12 protein-coding genes and 3 pseudogenes are annotated in these 17238 nt (G+C 34.8%); 2 read left to right on the plus strand and 13 right to left on the minus strand.

Annotated features, from left to right (window positions below; translation table 11 throughout):
* Positions 1–13: 13 nt before the first annotated feature.
* The 6 genes from ACFVQC_RS24890 to ACFVQC_RS24915 form a co-directional block, all read right to left on the minus strand.
* Positions 14–583, minus strand: coding sequence for a GNAT family N-acetyltransferase (locus tag ACFVQC_RS24890; protein ID WP_377899512.1), 570 nt, complete (start codon positions 581–583; stop codon positions 14–16).
* Between the two features lie 192 nt (positions 584–775).
* Positions 776–1318 (minus strand): GNAT family N-acetyltransferase, encoded by a 543-nt coding sequence (locus tag ACFVQC_RS24895; RefSeq protein ID WP_377896143.1) that lies wholly within the window; start codon positions 1316–1318, stop codon positions 776–778.
* 304 nt (positions 1319–1622) lie between these two features.
* Positions 1623–2036, minus strand: a complete 414-nt coding sequence (locus tag ACFVQC_RS24900) for a GNAT family N-acetyltransferase (RefSeq protein ID WP_377899513.1) — start codon at positions 2034–2036, stop codon at positions 1623–1625.
* A gap of 21 nt (positions 2037–2057) precedes the next feature.
* Positions 2058–3095 (minus strand): serine hydrolase domain-containing protein, encoded by a 1038-nt coding sequence (locus ACFVQC_RS24905; protein WP_377896141.1) that lies wholly within the window; start codon positions 3093–3095, stop codon positions 2058–2060.
* A 438-nt stretch (positions 3096–3533) separates the two neighbouring features.
* The gene (locus ACFVQC_RS24910; protein ID WP_377899514.1) at positions 3534–4607 is read right to left on the minus strand and encodes a phosphotransferase enzyme family protein; all 1074 of its coding nucleotides are present in this window, start codon (positions 4605–4607) and stop codon (positions 3534–3536) included.
* Between the two features lie 251 nt (positions 4608–4858).
* Positions 4859–5059 (minus strand): hypothetical protein, encoded by a 201-nt coding sequence (locus tag ACFVQC_RS24915; RefSeq protein ID WP_377899515.1) that lies wholly within the window; start codon positions 5057–5059, stop codon positions 4859–4861.
* 364 nt (positions 5060–5423) lie between these two features.
* Between ACFVQC_RS24915 and ACFVQC_RS24920 the strand changes: the two are divergent.
* A pseudogene (locus tag ACFVQC_RS24920) lies at positions 5424–5624 on the plus strand (hypothetical protein); the annotation flags it as partial.
* Between the two features lie 501 nt (positions 5625–6125).
* Here the strand turns inward: ACFVQC_RS24920 and ACFVQC_RS24925 are convergent.
* The 5 genes and pseudogenes from ACFVQC_RS24925 to ACFVQC_RS24945 all read right to left on the minus strand — a co-directional run bounded on the left by ACFVQC_RS24925 (position 6126) and on the right by ACFVQC_RS24945 (position 11508).
* Positions 6126–6533, minus strand: a complete 408-nt coding sequence (locus ACFVQC_RS24925; protein ID WP_377899516.1) for a hypothetical protein — start codon at positions 6531–6533, stop codon at positions 6126–6128.
* A 544-nt stretch (positions 6534–7077) separates the two neighbouring features.
* A pseudogene (locus ACFVQC_RS24930) lies at positions 7078–7272 on the minus strand (hypothetical protein); the annotation flags it as partial.
* A gap of 299 nt (positions 7273–7571) precedes the next feature.
* Positions 7572–8576, minus strand: coding sequence for a VanZ family protein (locus ACFVQC_RS24935; protein ID WP_377899517.1), 1005 nt, complete (start codon positions 8574–8576; stop codon positions 7572–7574).
* Between the two features lie 252 nt (positions 8577–8828).
* Complete coding sequence (locus ACFVQC_RS24940) at positions 8829–10763, minus strand: FtsX-like permease family protein (RefSeq protein WP_377899518.1); 1935 nt, start codon at positions 10761–10763, stop codon at positions 8829–8831.
* Positions 10738–11508: an ABC transporter ATP-binding protein gene (locus ACFVQC_RS24945; RefSeq protein ID WP_377899519.1), complete on the minus strand. Its 771-nt coding sequence runs from the start codon at positions 11506–11508 to the stop codon at positions 10738–10740. The genes ACFVQC_RS24940 and ACFVQC_RS24945 overlap by 26 nt, the downstream gene beginning before the upstream one ends.
* A 1188-nt stretch (positions 11509–12696) precedes the next feature.
* On the opposite strand from ACFVQC_RS24945, the gene ACFVQC_RS24950 reads away from it, so the two are divergent.
* The gene (locus ACFVQC_RS24950) at positions 12697–13866 is read left to right on the plus strand and encodes a serine hydrolase domain-containing protein (RefSeq protein ID WP_377899520.1); all 1170 of its coding nucleotides are present in this window, start codon (positions 12697–12699) and stop codon (positions 13864–13866) included.
* Between the two features lie 509 nt (positions 13867–14375).
* Here ACFVQC_RS24950 and ACFVQC_RS24955 read toward each other — a convergent pair.
* Entirely contained in the window at positions 14376–16460 is a 2085-nt protein-coding gene (locus ACFVQC_RS24955) for a serine hydrolase domain-containing protein (RefSeq protein WP_377899521.1), read from the minus strand.
* A 94-nt stretch (positions 16461–16554) separates the two neighbouring features.
* Positions 16555–16881, minus strand: a pseudogene (locus ACFVQC_RS24960) (serine hydrolase); the annotation flags it as partial.
* Positions 16882–17238 lie beyond the last annotated feature (357 nt).

Consider the following 17238-nt stretch of genomic DNA (forward strand, 5'->3'; position numbering starts at 1 on the left):
AACTTTTACAATATCACTCTCCCGTATTATCCTTTCTCTGGATAGCCTTCCAATCATTGTGCAAGACTCCCATAACAATAACATCGAATCTTTTTCCGTCCCGATATACTACCGACCTTTTTCTACCTTCCTGTTGAAAACCAACCTTTTCGTACGCCTTTATTCCACCTTCGTTATACTCAATCACTTCCAAACCAACTCGATCCAAATTTAATTCATGGAAAGCATAACGAAGTATCAGCTTCAAAGCATCTGATCCGTAACCTTTATTTCGATTAGAGGATTCTCCAATCCCTATGGACAAGAGTCCCGTACGGTTGTTCCATTCAATACTATGAATAGCAACAAATCCAATTAAACGATCTTTATCAATTGTTCTTAGTCGGAAATACACTTCATTTAAGTCCGTTTTTCCTTCTGAAACCAATTGTTCTTTAGTTTTAGGAAGGGCTATTTCTGTATCTACATTACGAAGATATTCAGAATCTTCTCCCCACCTCAGCATAAATTCAACGTCTTCTTCTCTAGGTAATGAAAGTTTTACACTATTCCCGTAAAAAAGATTAGAATTAATAGTTGTCATATGAATCTCCTTAATACTAGTTAGTTTTATATACCTCACCGTTATGTGATAAATCTCTAACCGTACGCAATACCTCAGCCCCTTAATTTTCAGATAATTTAATCTTAATAATTTATTGAATTTTTAGCAATAAAATTACTTCTGTTATTTTTATATATTTACATAACCTTCGAAAGCGGAAGTAGAATGATTTTAATTATTCCACTCACTTCTTAGTAGAGAATAACTGATAACATCGTTCGGATAATTATTTTGATACATGTATTCTCTTAATACTCCATCTTGTTTAAAACCAAATTTTTGTATCGATCTATGTGAGGCGACATTATCTGTAAAGATAATTGCACCAATCCTATTTAAATCCCATTCATTAAATCCATATGTAATAACAGTTCTCACGGCTTCCGATATATATCCTTTTCTCCAATAATCCGGATGAATCTCGTAGCCTATTTCTGTACGTTTATGTTGAGGACTCCAAGCATGAAACCCTACTGTTCCGATGAATTTATTTTCTGTTTTTGTAACAATCCCCCATCGAATTCCTCTTTTATCATGAGAAGTACGCTGAAAGTTCTCGACAAGAGTCTCGGCTTCCTTTAAATCTTTAAAAGAATTCATACCATAAAATCGTGTTACATCGTCACTTGAAAAGTAATCAAAAATAGCTTTTGAGTCCTCTTTTGTAATTTCTCTTAGTATTAATCTTTCTGTTTCTAGAACTGGAAATGACATAATAGTTACTCCTCCTTTGTATTCAGTATATTTCGCCATGAATATATTTAAATCCTATGTAAAAAATAATGAATAGAAATGCCGTTCTGGGGGTGCTACAAATTGTTAGCTTGATAGCGATGGGGTAGCACCAACTAAACGCGAATTTCGTAAGCTAAGCGGCTTTTCACATAGAAAAAGCCGATTTCCTGTACGTTAGGAACCGACTTTTTTAGAGTGGCTTGTTCAACTAAAGCTCCTCGATAAGACATAACCCCTCTGTCCCATAGTAGATAAAATCCTAATAACAAGAATTCCCCTATGTTTAGTCATTAAAAACCCACACTTTAAACTTTTTATTTTGTTCTAGTAGTTTCCAACCTGTCTTGTAAAAATATTGATTAAATTCGCAATCAGTTAGACATAGTGCAACGATAGGTAAATCATTTATAGTTTTTAACATCTTTTTTAACAAGCCTTGGCCACGATAGATCTCGCTTATAGCAAATTGATATAGAGAAATGGTGTTTGATGTTTTTTTTCGGTAAAATCGAAATGCTCCTACTACTTGACCATTAACTGTCGCCACTATCATTTGTTTTCTTCTTATAGCTGCTTTAATCCCAAGAGGACATAAAAACTCTTCAGAATAAACTTCACTATTGTTACCATCTAAATTTTCTTTGAAGAAAGACACAACTTTAGGGATATGGGTTATATCAACTAATGCTATCTGCATACTTCGCCCCTTTAAGGTTTCTTAGGACATAAGAGATTTATATATTTCCCCTATAATCCCTTCCATTTGATGAACACCTAATTCTGCATTTGTCATGATCACTGCACCTTTTTCTAAATACGGAAACGCCACCATCATACATTGAAAACCTACTCCCCAACCGAGTGATGTAATTTCTAATTCTTTTTTAGAACCTTCTAGAAACACACTTAATCCAGTCCAATTCTTACCTCTTTGTGGGGTTATCATTTCTTTTGCTATATTTGCCGATATACCAACCTTACTTTCTCCTTTTACAGCATTTATCAATTCAAGGACTAATTTGGCTAGATCTAAAGAGGTTGTCCATAGCCCAGAAGCAGCTGGATATGGATATATAGGATATTTTCCATTCACCAATTCACCGTTTCTGTTATGACCACAAGAAAAATCATTTCTATCCATTTCTAAAGGTGTTGTGTTTAATTTGCTATTTTTCATTCTTAATGGTTCAAATATAAGTTCGTTCATAACTCGATGAAACGGTCTTCCAGTTACATCTTCTATTAGTTGCTGGATAATACAAAAACCTGCATCTGAATAGTGGAATTCACTCTCAGGTTCATATTTCACTTCAATAGGATTTTTACAATAAAGAGTTTTTCCCTCTAATAATTCAACCATCGAAGGGACCTCCGTAACTAAATTAAGCTCAATGAAACTATTTTCAGGATCAATAATCCCAGATTGATGGCTAAGCAAATTTCGTAATGTAACTCTTTTATTTTTAGTTAAATCATTTTCAGGCACCTTCCACGATACAAGTTTTTTGTTTATATCCTCATCTACATCAAGAATTCCTTGCTCAGTTAGTTTCATAACAAGCATTCCTGTTAGAAATTTGCTAATTGAACACGCACTAAAAATAGAATCTATATTTACATTTTTATCGCTTCCTACCTCCAGTATGCCGTAATTTTCTGTACTACTAATTTGACCATGATCAATTAATGTAATACTTAAACCTGGCACATTATAATGTTTCATTCGTTCCTTAATGGTTATATTTTTTAATTTCATAGTTATCCCCCTCGTATATTAGTACCACTAATATAAGCTTAACACGAATATACGTTCTGTTGTATGTATTTGGAAAATAAATTTATGCCCAATTGGGGTACTGACGCATGTCCATCAAGCTAGTAAAAATAAATACCCCAAAATAGTAAAATTGACATCCCCAGAGTAAAAATGTAAAAAATTATTGTTTTTGGGGCAGCATAAAACCTTAGCTTGATAGCCATGGGGTACTGACGACAAAACGCGGATATTATACGACAATACATTATTTGGAAATAAAAACCCTGAATTTTCTACGATAAGCAGAAGAATCAGGGTTTCTATAAAGCCTTATTGTTTAATAATTTTTCAATTTACAAGTAATGTCATCTTAAGCTAACGCTTCCTTTAAGTACATATTTTCACAATATCACCAAAGCAAAGGTTGCTACAAAAAGACTAAACATTTCGTTTCTCATATTCGAAGGGTTCTTCACACGAGTAAATTTCATGGAAAAAACCTTTATACGGAATATCGTCCTCCAAGCATTTTATGAGATACGACAACTCCTCATCACACTCCGGTTCTTCACCATTGTTCCGCATTACCTCAAATGCATCTACAATACCTTCCATGAGGGTTACTTGGATAAATAAGGGCAAGTTATCCAATATTGAATTTTCGATTCTGGTCTCGGATTTATATCCCTCGAGGACTGTTTCAAAGTAATTATCCATGAACTTTTTCCGTTTACCGGCATCTGGTTCAAATTGTATCCAGCCAACTCCGTGTGTCCAAAGACCTGCCAAATCAAACATATACCAACAGTAACAGGAATTATCGAAATCATATACGGTAATTTGCCCGGTATCAAAATCTATCGAATAATTCCCATCATTGTAATCAAAATGGACCATACCGAAAGACTCACGGTTCCTGTCCAATCCTTCTAAGGTTTTAAGGAGGTCTAACAGCTTCTCCTTCAGAAGAGGTAACGAATAGGGTATCAGTTTCTCAATATATTCAGCATTGTATTTGTCAAAAAAACTATACCGGCTATGGACTGGAGTATATCCTTTTGATAATTGGTGCAGTTTCCCCAAGACTTTACCGCAATTATAATAATATTCGGTAACTGGAACTCCTTCCCGATATCTATAATTATTTTCCACAAGCATTTTTCCCTTAGCCTTTTGAAACAAGCAAATAAAAAAAGTATGATTATTATGAGTTATCTCTTCCAGCAAATTCCCCTTCCGGGAGTTGACTACATCCGAAACACTTCCGCCATGTTCGAATAAATACCTGATATACTCAACTTCACTCTGAAAATCCTCACGGATTCTGTCATTTAAGTAGGCGATTCTGAGTATTTTTGCGTCGGTGCCCTTTTTCTCACAGGTATAAACGACATTGCGCCCTCCAATATGCGCCTTAACCGGCTTGATTTCATAACCTTCCAACCCGTACAACTCTGATATTAATGGAAGTAAATATGCATCACCGATTTTAACAACCTCGTTATAAATCATAAATTTCCTCCTAATTTTTTATATTGGTTAAAAGTATTCTATAAATTCTAACACGCCCCTTTTTGCTATTGAAAAAACTTTTTGGCAAATAATTGCTTCTTGAACTATACTGACTTTAGTTTAAGTTCAAATATTCATAACTCTACTTCTACATTAACATAAATATCCAATTTATCCCTATAAAGATAGAACCAAAAACGACCGTTTATGGAACATCTTAGGTTTATGAAATTCGTAGTTATTTTTTAAATTCAACTATCACATGATTCTTTACTATATCTTTTAAAAAAAAACATTGTTATTAAAATTATAATACCTACGCTCAAACCAAGTAATTGATCTAGTGCAATTACATTACGCAAAACCCAACGGAAAATAAATCCAAAACCAAATACACATACACACATAAAACCAAAATAGTTTAACCCTTTATACACATCATTCACTCTCATCTCCCCCCCTTAACTATATTTTACCATTTTAAACGCTGCTTAGCGTACGAACTTCGCGTTATGTTGGTGCTATCCCATGTCCATCAACTTAAGATTTTAAGACATCCCCATAACGAGAATTTTACCTTTTTACATATATTTATTTATGAGAATTCGGCTCATTTTTTCCGTTTTGGGAAGCAATCAATTTCTTAAATCCATGGCGATGTGGCCATGCAAGACCATTATAAAAAAGCTCAGAGCTAAAACTCCGAATTTTTTTACGTGCTAGTTACTTTATGATTAACCCTATAAATGCCAATGTTATTTAAGATTTTCTCCACAAGAACTAAATTAATTATCTTTAAACTGCACTTCTTCCGTAGAACCTTTCAGCGATGATTACATGACACAGAATTACGTAGCAGAGGAACAAGCTAAGGCGTTTGACCATTTAAATGGTATTGAACTTAAATCCCAGGAAGAACTAAGCGTTATGAAAAATGCGATCAGCGACTTCCCTATCGACTTCATGACTACTAAATATGTGTATGAAGAACAGATAAAAGCTATGAACAAGCAGTAATAAGATACTATGTTGTTCATTTTTTCCTGATCGAAAATATGGATAAATACGTTAAAGCAATATTTGTATGGGAGTCCAATACATATTATTAAAGTTAAGGTGGTTCAAGTCAGAGAAAGGCACCTTATGGTGTCTTTTCTTTATTTCCAAAAAGGGGATCGACAGCATTTCGGAAAAAACACGCTAAGAACATGCAAGATTTTATACAGATTTTCGGCTAATACAATAACAAACGAGAGTCCTAAAATCCATGTCAGGATAGGAATGTATAAAAGGATGAATAGAGTTATAGAAAATAAAAAAGAGAATTCCTCCCGAGAGTAAGGATTCGTCTTTGTATTGCTACCAATAATGAGACGTTATGTTAACTTAATAAGAATATTTGTTCATAAGCAAAATTAAAAAGAGTAACAATATGTTACTCTCATCAAAAAAATCAAACCAATGTTTTCTAAATTATGCTCCAAACACAGTCATTCTTACTCTCGAAATTTCGCTTTCTTAATTAAGTTTGCTATTTTTTTCTTTAAATCCTTTGTTGATTAAATCCTCTGTTGATCGTATTACTTGTACATCTTTTGGAAGTTCACTTTCATCAATTTCTTTATACGTTATATTTCCATCTTTATCTTTATCTTCAATAATAAATTGTACTTTATCTGTGATAGATGTCTCTTCTTTTTTATCTGTTTCTACACCCTCTGTTGATTGTACTTGTACATCTTTTGGAAGTTCACTTTCATCAATTTCTTTAAACGTTATATTTCCATCTTTATCTTTATCTTGAATAGCATATTGTACTTTATCTTTGATAGATGTTTCTTCTTTTTTATCTGGTACTTCACCTGCTATACCACCAGTTAATAACCCTGTACTTAAAAGTGTTCCTGCTAATAATGTTTTAAACATTTTTTACTACCTCCTTGTTTGAAATTATATTAAACATAAAACAAAAATCTGTAGTTAATATGGATTATATCTAGAGATTATGTGAGTTTTATGATTGGGCTATCCTTTGTTTTTGGGTGTGAGTGCTGGCTTATCGTGTGGGGGCGAACCCCCACATAGCGTTGATTCAATATGGAAAAAGAAGAATATCTTGAACGGAAGAATTGGCGGTTCGGCTGGTACAATTGCTAATCCAAGTCGAGCAACCTAAGTCCTCGTTTTTGGTCTGTTCGGCTTGGCGATATACCAACCCCCGCCGAATTTCGGAATGCAAGGAGAAAGGAGGAAGATTTTTTGAGTGGGATTCTCAAAAAATACTCTCCGTTCCTTGTATGGAGAAAAGCCCTTATATAGAGAATGAGAAGAGACATACTTTTAAAAGTGTAAAAAACATTGTTATATCAAGGTTTTTTAGGTTTTTTGTCTGTGTTCAAAATAACACACACAAAAAACCTATATAAATAAAAAGTCGTAGTTGTCAAATTAAACAACTACGACTTAATTTTTAAAATAACTTATTAGGTAAATCTTTTAATATTGGTATTTTCATAGCTTTATAAAACATAAGTTTTAAAGCTTCATTTACATTATCTTTATCTCCTGCATAAATAATGTGAGGATTTACAAAGATTACAGATGCTCTAGCATTATTACCTTCTACACCAGATTCACCTTTAAATAACAAACCGTTTTGACACAACAAGAGGGTCTTAAGAATAGTGAATCTGATCAACTCCTTATCCTCCCTTCGGTCCGGTACCGTTGACAGACGCTTTAAATTATCTTCTAATAATCACAACATAATTACCCATATTTTTTGACTTAAAACGAAATAAGACCTTTTAAAATCCAAAATAAAAGTTCTCAGTGATACTTGGATCCTTTCCTTTTTTTAAACTTAACCTTATATAAAAAATCTATGGAAAAGTTCTACAAAAAAAAGTATCCCTACTTTTTTAGATAGGAATACTCTTTTTTGTATTAGAATAATTTACACTTTTATTTTTTTGCAGCAATATAGTATAAAGCCTCTTGTTTACCATTTATTATTCCTTCAAATTGATATACAGGCTGTTGGAAATCTTTTGTATCTGAATAAGATGATAATGTACATTTTGTAATAGTTATTATATCTCCTTTTTTTAAAGATTCTAGAGGTAAAAATTCTCCACGTTTTAATTTTTGGAATGCTTCTTTTGAAGAAATAATTTCTATATCTTTAATCTTTATTTGTTCTGAAGAATTTTTCTTAAATTTATAAACAGGCATTTTTTTAGAATCTGCATCTAATGATATAGTTGTTTTCATAGTAATATCAGACATATCCATTTTAGTTTCTGGGTTAATACGTAAATTACCAAATTCTTGCATTTTGTAAGAAATAATAATTCCCAATGTTAATAAACAAACTATCACTGGTAAAGATATATATTTAACAATTTGTTTAAATGGTACTGATTGTTTATCTAAAAAAACAATCAATAAATTACTTATACAATATCCAAGCATACCTCCTAAGGTGTTATGTAATACATCGGATATATCTATACGTCCAATATCTGTTACAAATTGAATTATTTCAATAAAAAAACTTGTACTAAATACGACTAATAATACTGCCCCTGCTTTTTTAAAGAAATTACTAATTAAGGGTAACAAAAACCCTACTGGAAAAAGTAAAGCAATATTTATAATAATATCTTGAAAAGAAACAAGTGAAAAATTATTCCAAGCAACTCTATATCCACGTAAAATATCAAAATTAATTATCCCTTCAGGCCGAATAATATTTTCACGACCAAATAAAGTTCCAGCTAATACAATAAGGTAATATCCTATCAATAGTGTAATCAAAACAATTTGTTTTTTTTCAAATGAATATTTCCCTTTATATATTCGTTTATACAAAACAAAATAACCTAAATTCAACAAAATGGGAACCAATAAAATTATTATTATACTAATAATACTTAAACTTCCTAATGTAGAATTGATTAAATTCATATAATACCTCCATATTTATCTATATATTATCGTTTTTGTTGAACAATTTAAAACCTTATAAGAATTCGATGTTATCGAAGTTTGATTGTAATTCTTTCGCTCGTCCCATGGGAGTTTGTCAAATCATTGTTTTATATCTAATATAGGGGAACAAAAACATACTAATCTTGGCATATTTTCAATATTCTAAAGGTGCATTTTTAACCATAATTAGTGATTGAGTATGCACCTTCAATTTTTTGTTTATCTTTTTTATGAATATATTTTTGTACATATGCGTTTTATATAGTGATTTCTAATAATAAGGAAGTAAATAATTTGCATACAAATAAAGCTTACTAATACAACAATTGAGCTTTGAATAACGGACATATCCCTACTCATTGTTTGTCCTAATTGGTGCAGATTTAGAAATGCAAAACTGCTGTGAACCATAGCCACTACAATCGGTAAGAAAAATAGGATCATCATTTGTCTTGTCACAATTTGCTTTAACTCTTTTTGGCGTAAACCTAATTTTGAAAGCATCTGATATTGCTCTTTATCACGTTCTAAATCAGTAAATAGACGGAAATATAAAAAACTTAGCGTAAATACGAAAAATACAATCCCCACCAATACACTTGAAATAGAAAGTAATCCATTTTGTTGTTTCAGTTCAAGCCAATTTAAATTTAAAGATGAAAAAGCATAATAATCATCTTGACTCGTACCAATGAATTTCATAAGTTTTTTCGAAACTGCAGTTGTTTCAGGCCAATTTTTTATGATAAAACCGTATATAGTGTAATCTCGGAGGACGCTTTCTTCTTGTATATTTAGGAATTTACTGTAAACAGCATCTGAGACAATAACAGGTTTTTCGATTTTGGAGAATTCTGGGATATAAATTGTTTTTTGAACAGAAAGTGTTACTTCTAGTTCACCATGTTTTAATTCAAAAGGTTTTAAATCCTCTGCATGTTTGTGTTTTTTTCTTAATTTTATAGCGGTATTTTCGTTTGTTAATTTCTCTATTTCATATCCTAATTTTTTAGCGTATTCATTATATGTAGAAAGATTAATGAATGGCGAACCGTTTATCCTTTTAAATTCTGTTGCTACAAGTTTATAAGAAAATCCTGACTCTTTTAATTGTTTTTTTATCTCTTCAATATGGGATTTTTCTAGTGTATTCCCCTTATCCGATTGATAGGTAAATGCATATGGGGTCTCATGTTTTGCCAATTCAGGATTTGCGATAGCCGTACAAACTCCAATTGCTGTAAAAGATATAGCCGATATAATTGTAACGATAAAGAACGTTCTCGCATTATCTTTCATTCGGTACATTAAATCTGAGATAACAAGAAGATTGGTTCTTTTAAAGAATGTAGTTTCTCTATTTTTTAAAGTGTATATCACATATACACACAATTGAGTGAAGAAAAAATAGGTTCCAAATACGATAAATATGACACCCACTCCTACGAGTAGTAATAATTGTAACAAATTCATGTAATCCACCGCGGCGATACTGTGGTGGACGGAGGCGTAACCTGCTCCAATTAAAATAATTGCCAACAAGGATATCCAAACGGACGCTTTCGGCTCAGGTTTTGGTTTTTCCTCTGATTTTATGAGTTCTACAAGTTCATTCATTTTCACCATTTTTGATGTAAATAATGAAATGAGTAGGAATAAAACAAAAAAGGAAATAGCTGTTACTCCCATAGACTTTAATGGAAAGTAAAATGCTAACGTATTCTCTATTCCCAATAAAGACCCACTAATTAGTAAAAATAATTTAGAAAAAATCATCCCCATCCCAATGCCTACTAGTATAGAAGGGATTCCAATCAACATGTTTTCGAAAAAAATTAATCGATGAAGCTGTTGATGAGACATTCCATGTAACATTAATAATCCAAACTCTTTTTTTCTATTTTTTAAAAATGCGCTAACAGAATAGAAAATAAATAAGAAAGAGAAAACAAAGATTAAGTAATACGATAGTTGAAATCCTATTTTCCCAAATGTATTCATTATGGTACTAGCATGAGTCAGTTCGCCTTGTAGATTCGGATGAAAGACAAGTAGCCCATAAGTAAAGAAAATCATTACCGCAAATGTACTACTAAAAAAATGTCCAAGATATATTCGTTTATTCCGTATAACATTATTAAATGCGAGCTGTCGAAAATTCATTTTTGTTCCCTCCTAACATAGAAAGAATGTCCATAATATTTTGATAAAATAACGAACGATTGTCATTGTAGAAAATTTCATTATATAACTGTCCATCTTTAATAAAAATAACGCGGTCACAGTAACTTGCAGCAACTGGATCGTGCGTTACTAACATCATTGTTGCCTTTTCCTCTTTATTTAATTGTGTTAATATCTCCATTACATCTTGAGAAGCTTTAGAATCTAAGTTTCCTGTTGGCTCATCGGCAAGAACCAATTTAGGAGAATGAATGAGTGCACGAGCAATCGCTGTTCGCTGTGCTTGTCCTCCTGATATTTCATATGTTCGTTTATTCAATATTTCACTGATTCCTAATTTTTTTGAAATAGATTCTACTCGTTTATTTATTCTTTTCACATTCATGCCATCTAATACGAGCGGAAGAACTATATTCTCTTTTACTGTTAATGTATGCAACAGGTTAAAGGATTGAAAGACGAACCCTAATTCCTGTCTGCGAAATACGGCCAAATCATTGGGTGATAGTTGATAAGGATTTTTACTATTAATGAATACACTGCCTGATGTTGGCGAGTCAATAGTAGAAATCATATTCAATAACGTTGTTTTCCCACTACCCGATGGGCCCATAATCCCAACAAATTCTCCCTCTATAATTGTTAAATTAATATTTGAAAGTGCTGTATGTGAAACCTTTCCTGTGTATTCTTTACTAAGATCTTTTACTTTTACTATTTTCATATGAGAAATCCCCTCCAAATTTACAAACTGAGTATGAGCGTTGATAGATGATGCCTGCCGACATTTTTCCTTTTTAAAAATACGAATAATTTTCTATTAATTGACGGTCTAGTTTCGTATTTCCTTATTTAACCTGTAATTCTTAATCGAATGTTTTAAACACTAAAATAACTTGATATCGTACCTCAGAATTTTTATGAATGTTTCTGTTTTCATTGTAGTATTAAGATTGTTATTCTCATATTGAATTACCTTTCATTTTTCTTACACGCTTGCAATGTTTCTGAAAATACAGTTTATAGAGTCTGCAGCCATGATTCTTTTTTGGGAGATAGCAAAGAGGGATTTATCATATGCACTTTACTATACGGAACTAGATTTCTGTATAGTTTTTATTTGCAATTCATTGTGTTTTTCTTTACCAAACACGTATCAAAATCAATATTATGAAAGTAAACTACTGGGTATTAGTTTACTTTCGGTTTTTATTAGAAAAACAAAGAGAACTTGTAGGAATTTCTACAAGTTCTCTTTGAGATAATGTAACATCCATTTAGCGGATTAATTCAACATAAAGGGGGCACCATACACATCCATCAACTTAAGAAAAGTAAACACCCAAAAACAAAAAAATGAGCTGACTTCTCAAAATAACTAACTGTAGAGAAAGAAAAATTTCATTTAGTGGGTACTTCAAAACCTTAGCTTGATGGCGATGGGGTCACCATATCAAAAAAAAAAAATTGTGCGTATAGACATATTTTTCAACCACTTCCTGTTCGTTAAGGGACTCGTTATTTTTTTTACAGTTTTTTATTATGAAATTCTAAATAACTAATTATAATAGGTGAAAAAAACGATCAATAGTTGGGGTACGGAAAGGATTCGAATTTACATTCTTTCTCAATACATATTATGGATAAATAAAGTAAAATATGGGTTGGGGTTATGTCTCATGTTGTGTTAATCCTAACAATAACTAAGGGTACATAATATGCTTTCATACCTTTGAATAATTTTGTTATAGAAGGGATGGAGATTTAAATGGCTCAAATTGTTGGTATTGATAGATACCTTTGTACTGGGGCTTTAATCTATATGCGTGATGGCCTTTCCCTAAGTCTTGTCAGGAAGTAAGGAACAGTAAGCAAACACTTATACAATATGAATAGAGGAGAGGAATGCCTTATGAAAATACGTAGTCAAATTACATGTGCAAGTCTGGCCCTTTTAATAGCTGGAAGTTCCCTGTTATATACAACACCAACCTCAATTGTAAAAGCAGAGCCCACTCAAAATGTATCTAGTTCGTTACAAACAAATACTCAACGAGATCGTACTTCCGTCAAGCAAGCAATGCGGGATACATTGCAACTTGGATACCCGGGGATACTTGCTAAAACTTCTGAGGGTGGAAAAACGTGGGGGTATGCCGCTGGGATAGCGGATCTGAGAACCAAGAAACCAATGAAAACAGATTTTCGCTTTCGCATTGGGAGTGTGACGAAGACGTTCACCGCAACAGTTGTACTTCAATTAGCTGGAGAGAATCGCCTGAATCTAGACGACTACATCGAAAAATGGTTGCCTGGTGCCATTCAAGGAAATGGATATGATGGTAACCAGATTACTATTCGGCAGATATTGAACCATACAAGTGGTATCGCTGAATACTCAAGGTCAAAAGAAGCTGATTTTACGGATACAAAAAAATCGTATACGGCTGAAGAGTTAGTGAAGATGGGGATTTCTCTGCCCCCAGACTTTCCCCCAGGAAAGGGATGGTCTTATTCAAACACAGGATATGTATTACTGGGTATTCTTATTGAAAAAGTAACCAGAAACAGCTATGCGGAAGAGATTGAAAATCGGATTATTGAACCGCTTGAATTGTCGAATACATTCCTACCTGGAAATTCAAGCGTTATTCCAGGCACCAACCATGCCCGTGGATATGTCCAACCAGACGGAGCAAGTGAGCTAAAAGACGTTACTTATTATAACCCAAGTGCAGGTAGCTCTGCTGGAGATATGATTTCTACTGCTGACGACTTAAACAAATTCTTCTCTTACTTGCTCGGTGGCAAATTACTGAAAGAACAGCAGCTAAAACAAATGCTTACTACAGTTCCTACAGGAAAAGAAGGAATCGATGGATATGGTCTTGGAATCTATGAAACTAAGCTTCCAAGCGGTGTCTCGATATGGGGACACACAGGTGGCATTCTAGGGTTTACTACTCTTGTTGGAGGTAAACTTGGAGGCAAGCATACGTTGGTCGTCAATTGGAATAGTTTGGGTAGAACTGACAGTCCTAATCCTTTTAAAAATATTTTACTTGCTGAATTTAACAAGTAGGAAAAAAGGAAAAATTTATCGTAGTTTTCATAGTTAAAAATATACTTTTCTGGTTCGAAAGCCCCAACTTATTTTCAAGAAAAATTTGGGGCTTTTTTTGTTTTGGTGGCGTTTATTCTTCTTAAGTCGATGGGAATGTGGTAGGGCCCTGTATTTGACTCTTTTTCTACACCTAGATATTCTAGTGTTCGTTCTAACATAAGTGCAGCCTGTTGATGTGTGAGTGTGCCATGTTGGTTAAACTTAGTAGCCGAAACACCTCGGATAATTCCTGCATCGTATAGGGCTTGTACATCATAATGCCGGCTGCGAACGTATTTACACCGAGAAGGTGAGTGGGGCAAAAGATGATTGCCCAGAACTGGTATGCTAGCTGTTCTTGCAGAGTTTGAGCGTGATATTATTCGTGGAAAGCCTCTTCGTAAAGATCATACGTAAATACAAACAAAACCAGCAAAACACCTCTTCTGTGTCGTACTGGTTTTGTTGAAATCCATCTAGAATTGTAGCTAGTTCAACGTGATTGCAAATTCCGAGTTCGGCGCGCCAGCAAATACAACCGTTCCGTTCTTCGGCAGCTTTACTTTGTTATTGCCGCTCACAACGGTAAAATTGACACATACTCCCTTCTCATCATACACCGCGAACGAACTCTTCGATGGCAACGCCACGGTCATCGTTTTCCCCGCTGCCGCTTGTGGGATCGTAAACCATTTCGCATACCCATTTGCTTGCAGCGTAACTTTGGATGATTGGCCTGCATCAAGCGGTTTTACGCTGGATCCACTTACGTATAACAATCCGGCCATCTCCATATATTCACTGCCGCCTTCTGTATAGAAATGAGTTTCCGTCGTATCACGGCCATTCATCACGGGAATCTGGAGCTGATGCGCCGCGGTGTTCGGACCTGTAATTTTTCTGCCGTCCCAATAGCCCGCCAGGCCTTCCTTGCGAGTAATTTGTGTGGTAATAAGTTTCGGTTGAACGAGATATTCAATAGAACTAAATTTCTCGTTCACGAGATAGAACTTGACGCCTTCCCGCTTCGCCCATGCGGCAGCGGTTTTCTTCGATAGCACGTTGTCTTCTAGTTTCTCGGCTAAATAGTGAGTCATCACATTTTGCCCTAAGCCTGGCGTCGATTTATATGTGCTCTCCTTCAAATAAGTTCTTCCATTCTTCTCAGTGACGAAGCTGAGCTTGGAAGTACCCTTCTCATTAATAAAGCTTCCATTCGCAGTATATACATATTTTTCTTCTCGATTAGATGGTAAGAACAGTTCTCCATTCTTCGTAATTTCTATTTTGAAATGACTGTCGCTATTGCCGTAAAAGCCCGCTTTCTTCGCCACGTCTTGAGGCATCTTGGCCTTGACCGGCTTGCCAAAGGATTTGTTTGGCTTGATGTCCTTAATTGTGCCCTTCTCTTTAAGCGCGGCGAGCAGTAATTCAGTTGCCAGTAGTTGATTTGTAGAGCTTCGGCCGCCAGATGACAACACAGCCACTGCCATCTTCTGTTCCGGAAGCACGACCAGTATAGCATGTTGCAGTGACGTGTCGCCGCCCTTAGCCAAGCCTTTTATCCCATATTCACTGAATGGGTATAGTTTCACACTATCCCAGCCAAGACCATAGTTGAAAATATTATCTCCATCCCCCGGCCACATTCCTTTTTTATATTCCTCTTGCTCCATCGCCTTGACTGCCTTATCAGAGAGGATCCCTTTTCCCTGTCCCATAAATAATTGTGAGAATCGTACCGTATCTTCTGCCGTGGAAGAGATCCCTCCCGAACCAATCACATTCACCGATTCAATGGGAAGTTGCCCTTGGTACGCCGGAAAATAAAGTTCAGCCCGCTTTTCGCCTTCCCATTTGTCCTGCGGCGTTTTCGTATGATTCAGCTTTAAGGGTTCTGTAAACCGTTGATGTAGAAATTCGGTAAAGCTCATACCGCTGACTCTTTCCACCAAAATCTCAGCCAGCGTAAAGCCGTCGTTGCAGTAAACCGAGAGAGCGCCAGGATCCGCCTTCAAGCTCTGGTTGGACAATTGCCGCAACAAGACATCATGGGCATAGGTATCATTATCGTTAAATAAAAATGCATTACTTAACGTGGAACCTTGCAAGCCGGAGGAGTGGTTTAACAGCATACGCGGCGTAATGCGTTTGTACCGCTCGTCTTTCATCTTGAAATCAGGAACATAGTGGACGACAGGAGCATCCAAATCGACTTTTCCTTCGTCGATCAATTTCATTACAGCCGTTGCTGCATACATTTTACTGACTGAACCAATCCCGTATAGAGTATCTTTAGTCGGCGACTGTTTCCTTTTCATATCGTTCTTGTCTGTCTGACCCGACAAAATAAGTTTGCCATTATCAATCAGCGCATACTGCACGCTAGTCGTCCCATGGGACTCCGTGAGTAGGGCAGCCTTATCTGCCGCAATCTTCTCCAGTTCTTGGCTAGCAACTTCTTGGTTAGCTACAACCGGAGTCTTACTGCTAGAAGACGCCATCGCGCCTGTTGGTAGGGTCATCGTTAGCGCCAATGTAGCGGCTAATACCCCAGATAGTTTATTTTTCATGAGAGAATTGCCTCCTTAGATAAGTGATCGATTTCATCACTTATTTGTTTAACTATAAAAAATATGACAAAATCTATCCGTTTTTCCTCTTTGCCTACTTGCTAAATTCAGCAAGTAAAATATTTTTATAAAAATCAGGACTGTCAGCTTTACCCAAGCGGTTCAAATTGACGGCTAACGTATGCTTACCTCCAAGTGTGCCTCCAGCAAAAGTAAGAAACCCTGGAATGGCGCCTCCGTGTCCCCATATCGAGACACAGTTTGGAAGCTTAATTTCATAGATTGCAAGACTCTATCCATCGATTCCTTTTCTTCCTGTAGGAACTGTAGTAAGCATTTGTTTTAGTTGCTGTTCCTTCAGTCATTTGCCACTGAATAAGTAAGAGAAGAATTTATTTAAGTCGTCAGCAGTAGAAATCATATATCTGTTCCGCCTTTCATGCTTATTTATATTTTGATCATACACAATGAAAATCTCTTTTTCCTTACCTATTCCTTACAAATCCCTTACGATCAAAATAGTTTCTATAATAGGGGTCACCATCATATCCATCAACTTAAGAATTTTCTTTACCCCCAAGTGTTAAAAAAACGCCATCCTTTCCTATAAGTCTACAGAAAGAATAGCGTATTTTTTTATTTTAGGGGGTATTTTATTTTGTTAGGTTGATAGTGATGTGGTGCTACCCCATCGCTATCAAGCTAAGCTCATGTAATGTCAATGATAAGAGAGATTGTTTCTTTTTTTCGAAAGTCTATATGTAGGTGCTTTAAAGAT

It is taken from the genome of Bacillus sp. NPDC057893 (assembly GCF_042796455.1).
GTDB lineage: Bacteria > Bacillota > Bacilli > Bacillales > Bacillaceae_G > Bacillus_A.

Bases quoted from the DNA above. Each gene is read 5' to 3' on its own strand.
- ACFVQC_RS24945 (WP_377899519.1), bottom strand. From the start codon at position 11,508: ATGAAAATAGTAAAAGTAAAAGATCTTAGTAAAGAATACACAGGAAAG.
- ACFVQC_RS24950 (WP_377899520.1), top strand. From the start codon at position 12,697: ATGAAAATACGTAGTCAAATTACATGTGCAAGTCTGGCCCTTTTAATA.
- ACFVQC_RS24905 (WP_377896141.1), bottom strand. From the start codon at position 3,095: ATGAAATTAAAAAATATAACCATTAAGGAACGAATGAAACATTATAAT.
- ACFVQC_RS24935 (WP_377899517.1), bottom strand. From the start codon at position 8,576: ATGAATTTAATCAATTCTACATTAGGAAGTTTAAGTATTATTAGTATA.
- ACFVQC_RS24895 (WP_377896143.1), bottom strand. From the start codon at position 1,318: ATGTCATTTCCAGTTCTAGAAACAGAAAGATTAATACTAAGAGAAATT.
- ACFVQC_RS24900 (WP_377899513.1), bottom strand. From the start codon at position 2,036: ATGCAGATAGCATTAGTTGATATAACCCATATCCCTAAAGTTGTGTCT.
- ACFVQC_RS24890 (WP_377899512.1), bottom strand. From the start codon at position 583: ATGACAACTATTAATTCTAATCTTTTTTACGGGAATAGTGTAAAACTT.
- ACFVQC_RS24915 (WP_377899515.1), bottom strand. From the start codon at position 5,059: ATGAGAGTGAATGATGTGTATAAAGGGTTAAACTATTTTGGTTTTATG.
- ACFVQC_RS24955 (WP_377899521.1), bottom strand. From the start codon at position 16,460: ATGAAAAATAAACTATCTGGGGTATTAGCCGCTACATTGGCGCTAACG.
- ACFVQC_RS24925 (WP_377899516.1), bottom strand. From the start codon at position 6,533: ATGTTTAAAACATTATTAGCAGGAACACTTTTAAGTACAGGGTTATTA.
- ACFVQC_RS24940 (WP_377899518.1), bottom strand. From the start codon at position 10,763: ATGAATTTTCGACAGCTCGCATTTAATAATGTTATACGGAATAAACGA.
- ACFVQC_RS24910 (WP_377899514.1), bottom strand. From the start codon at position 4,607: ATGATTTATAACGAGGTTGTTAAAATCGGTGATGCATATTTACTTCCA.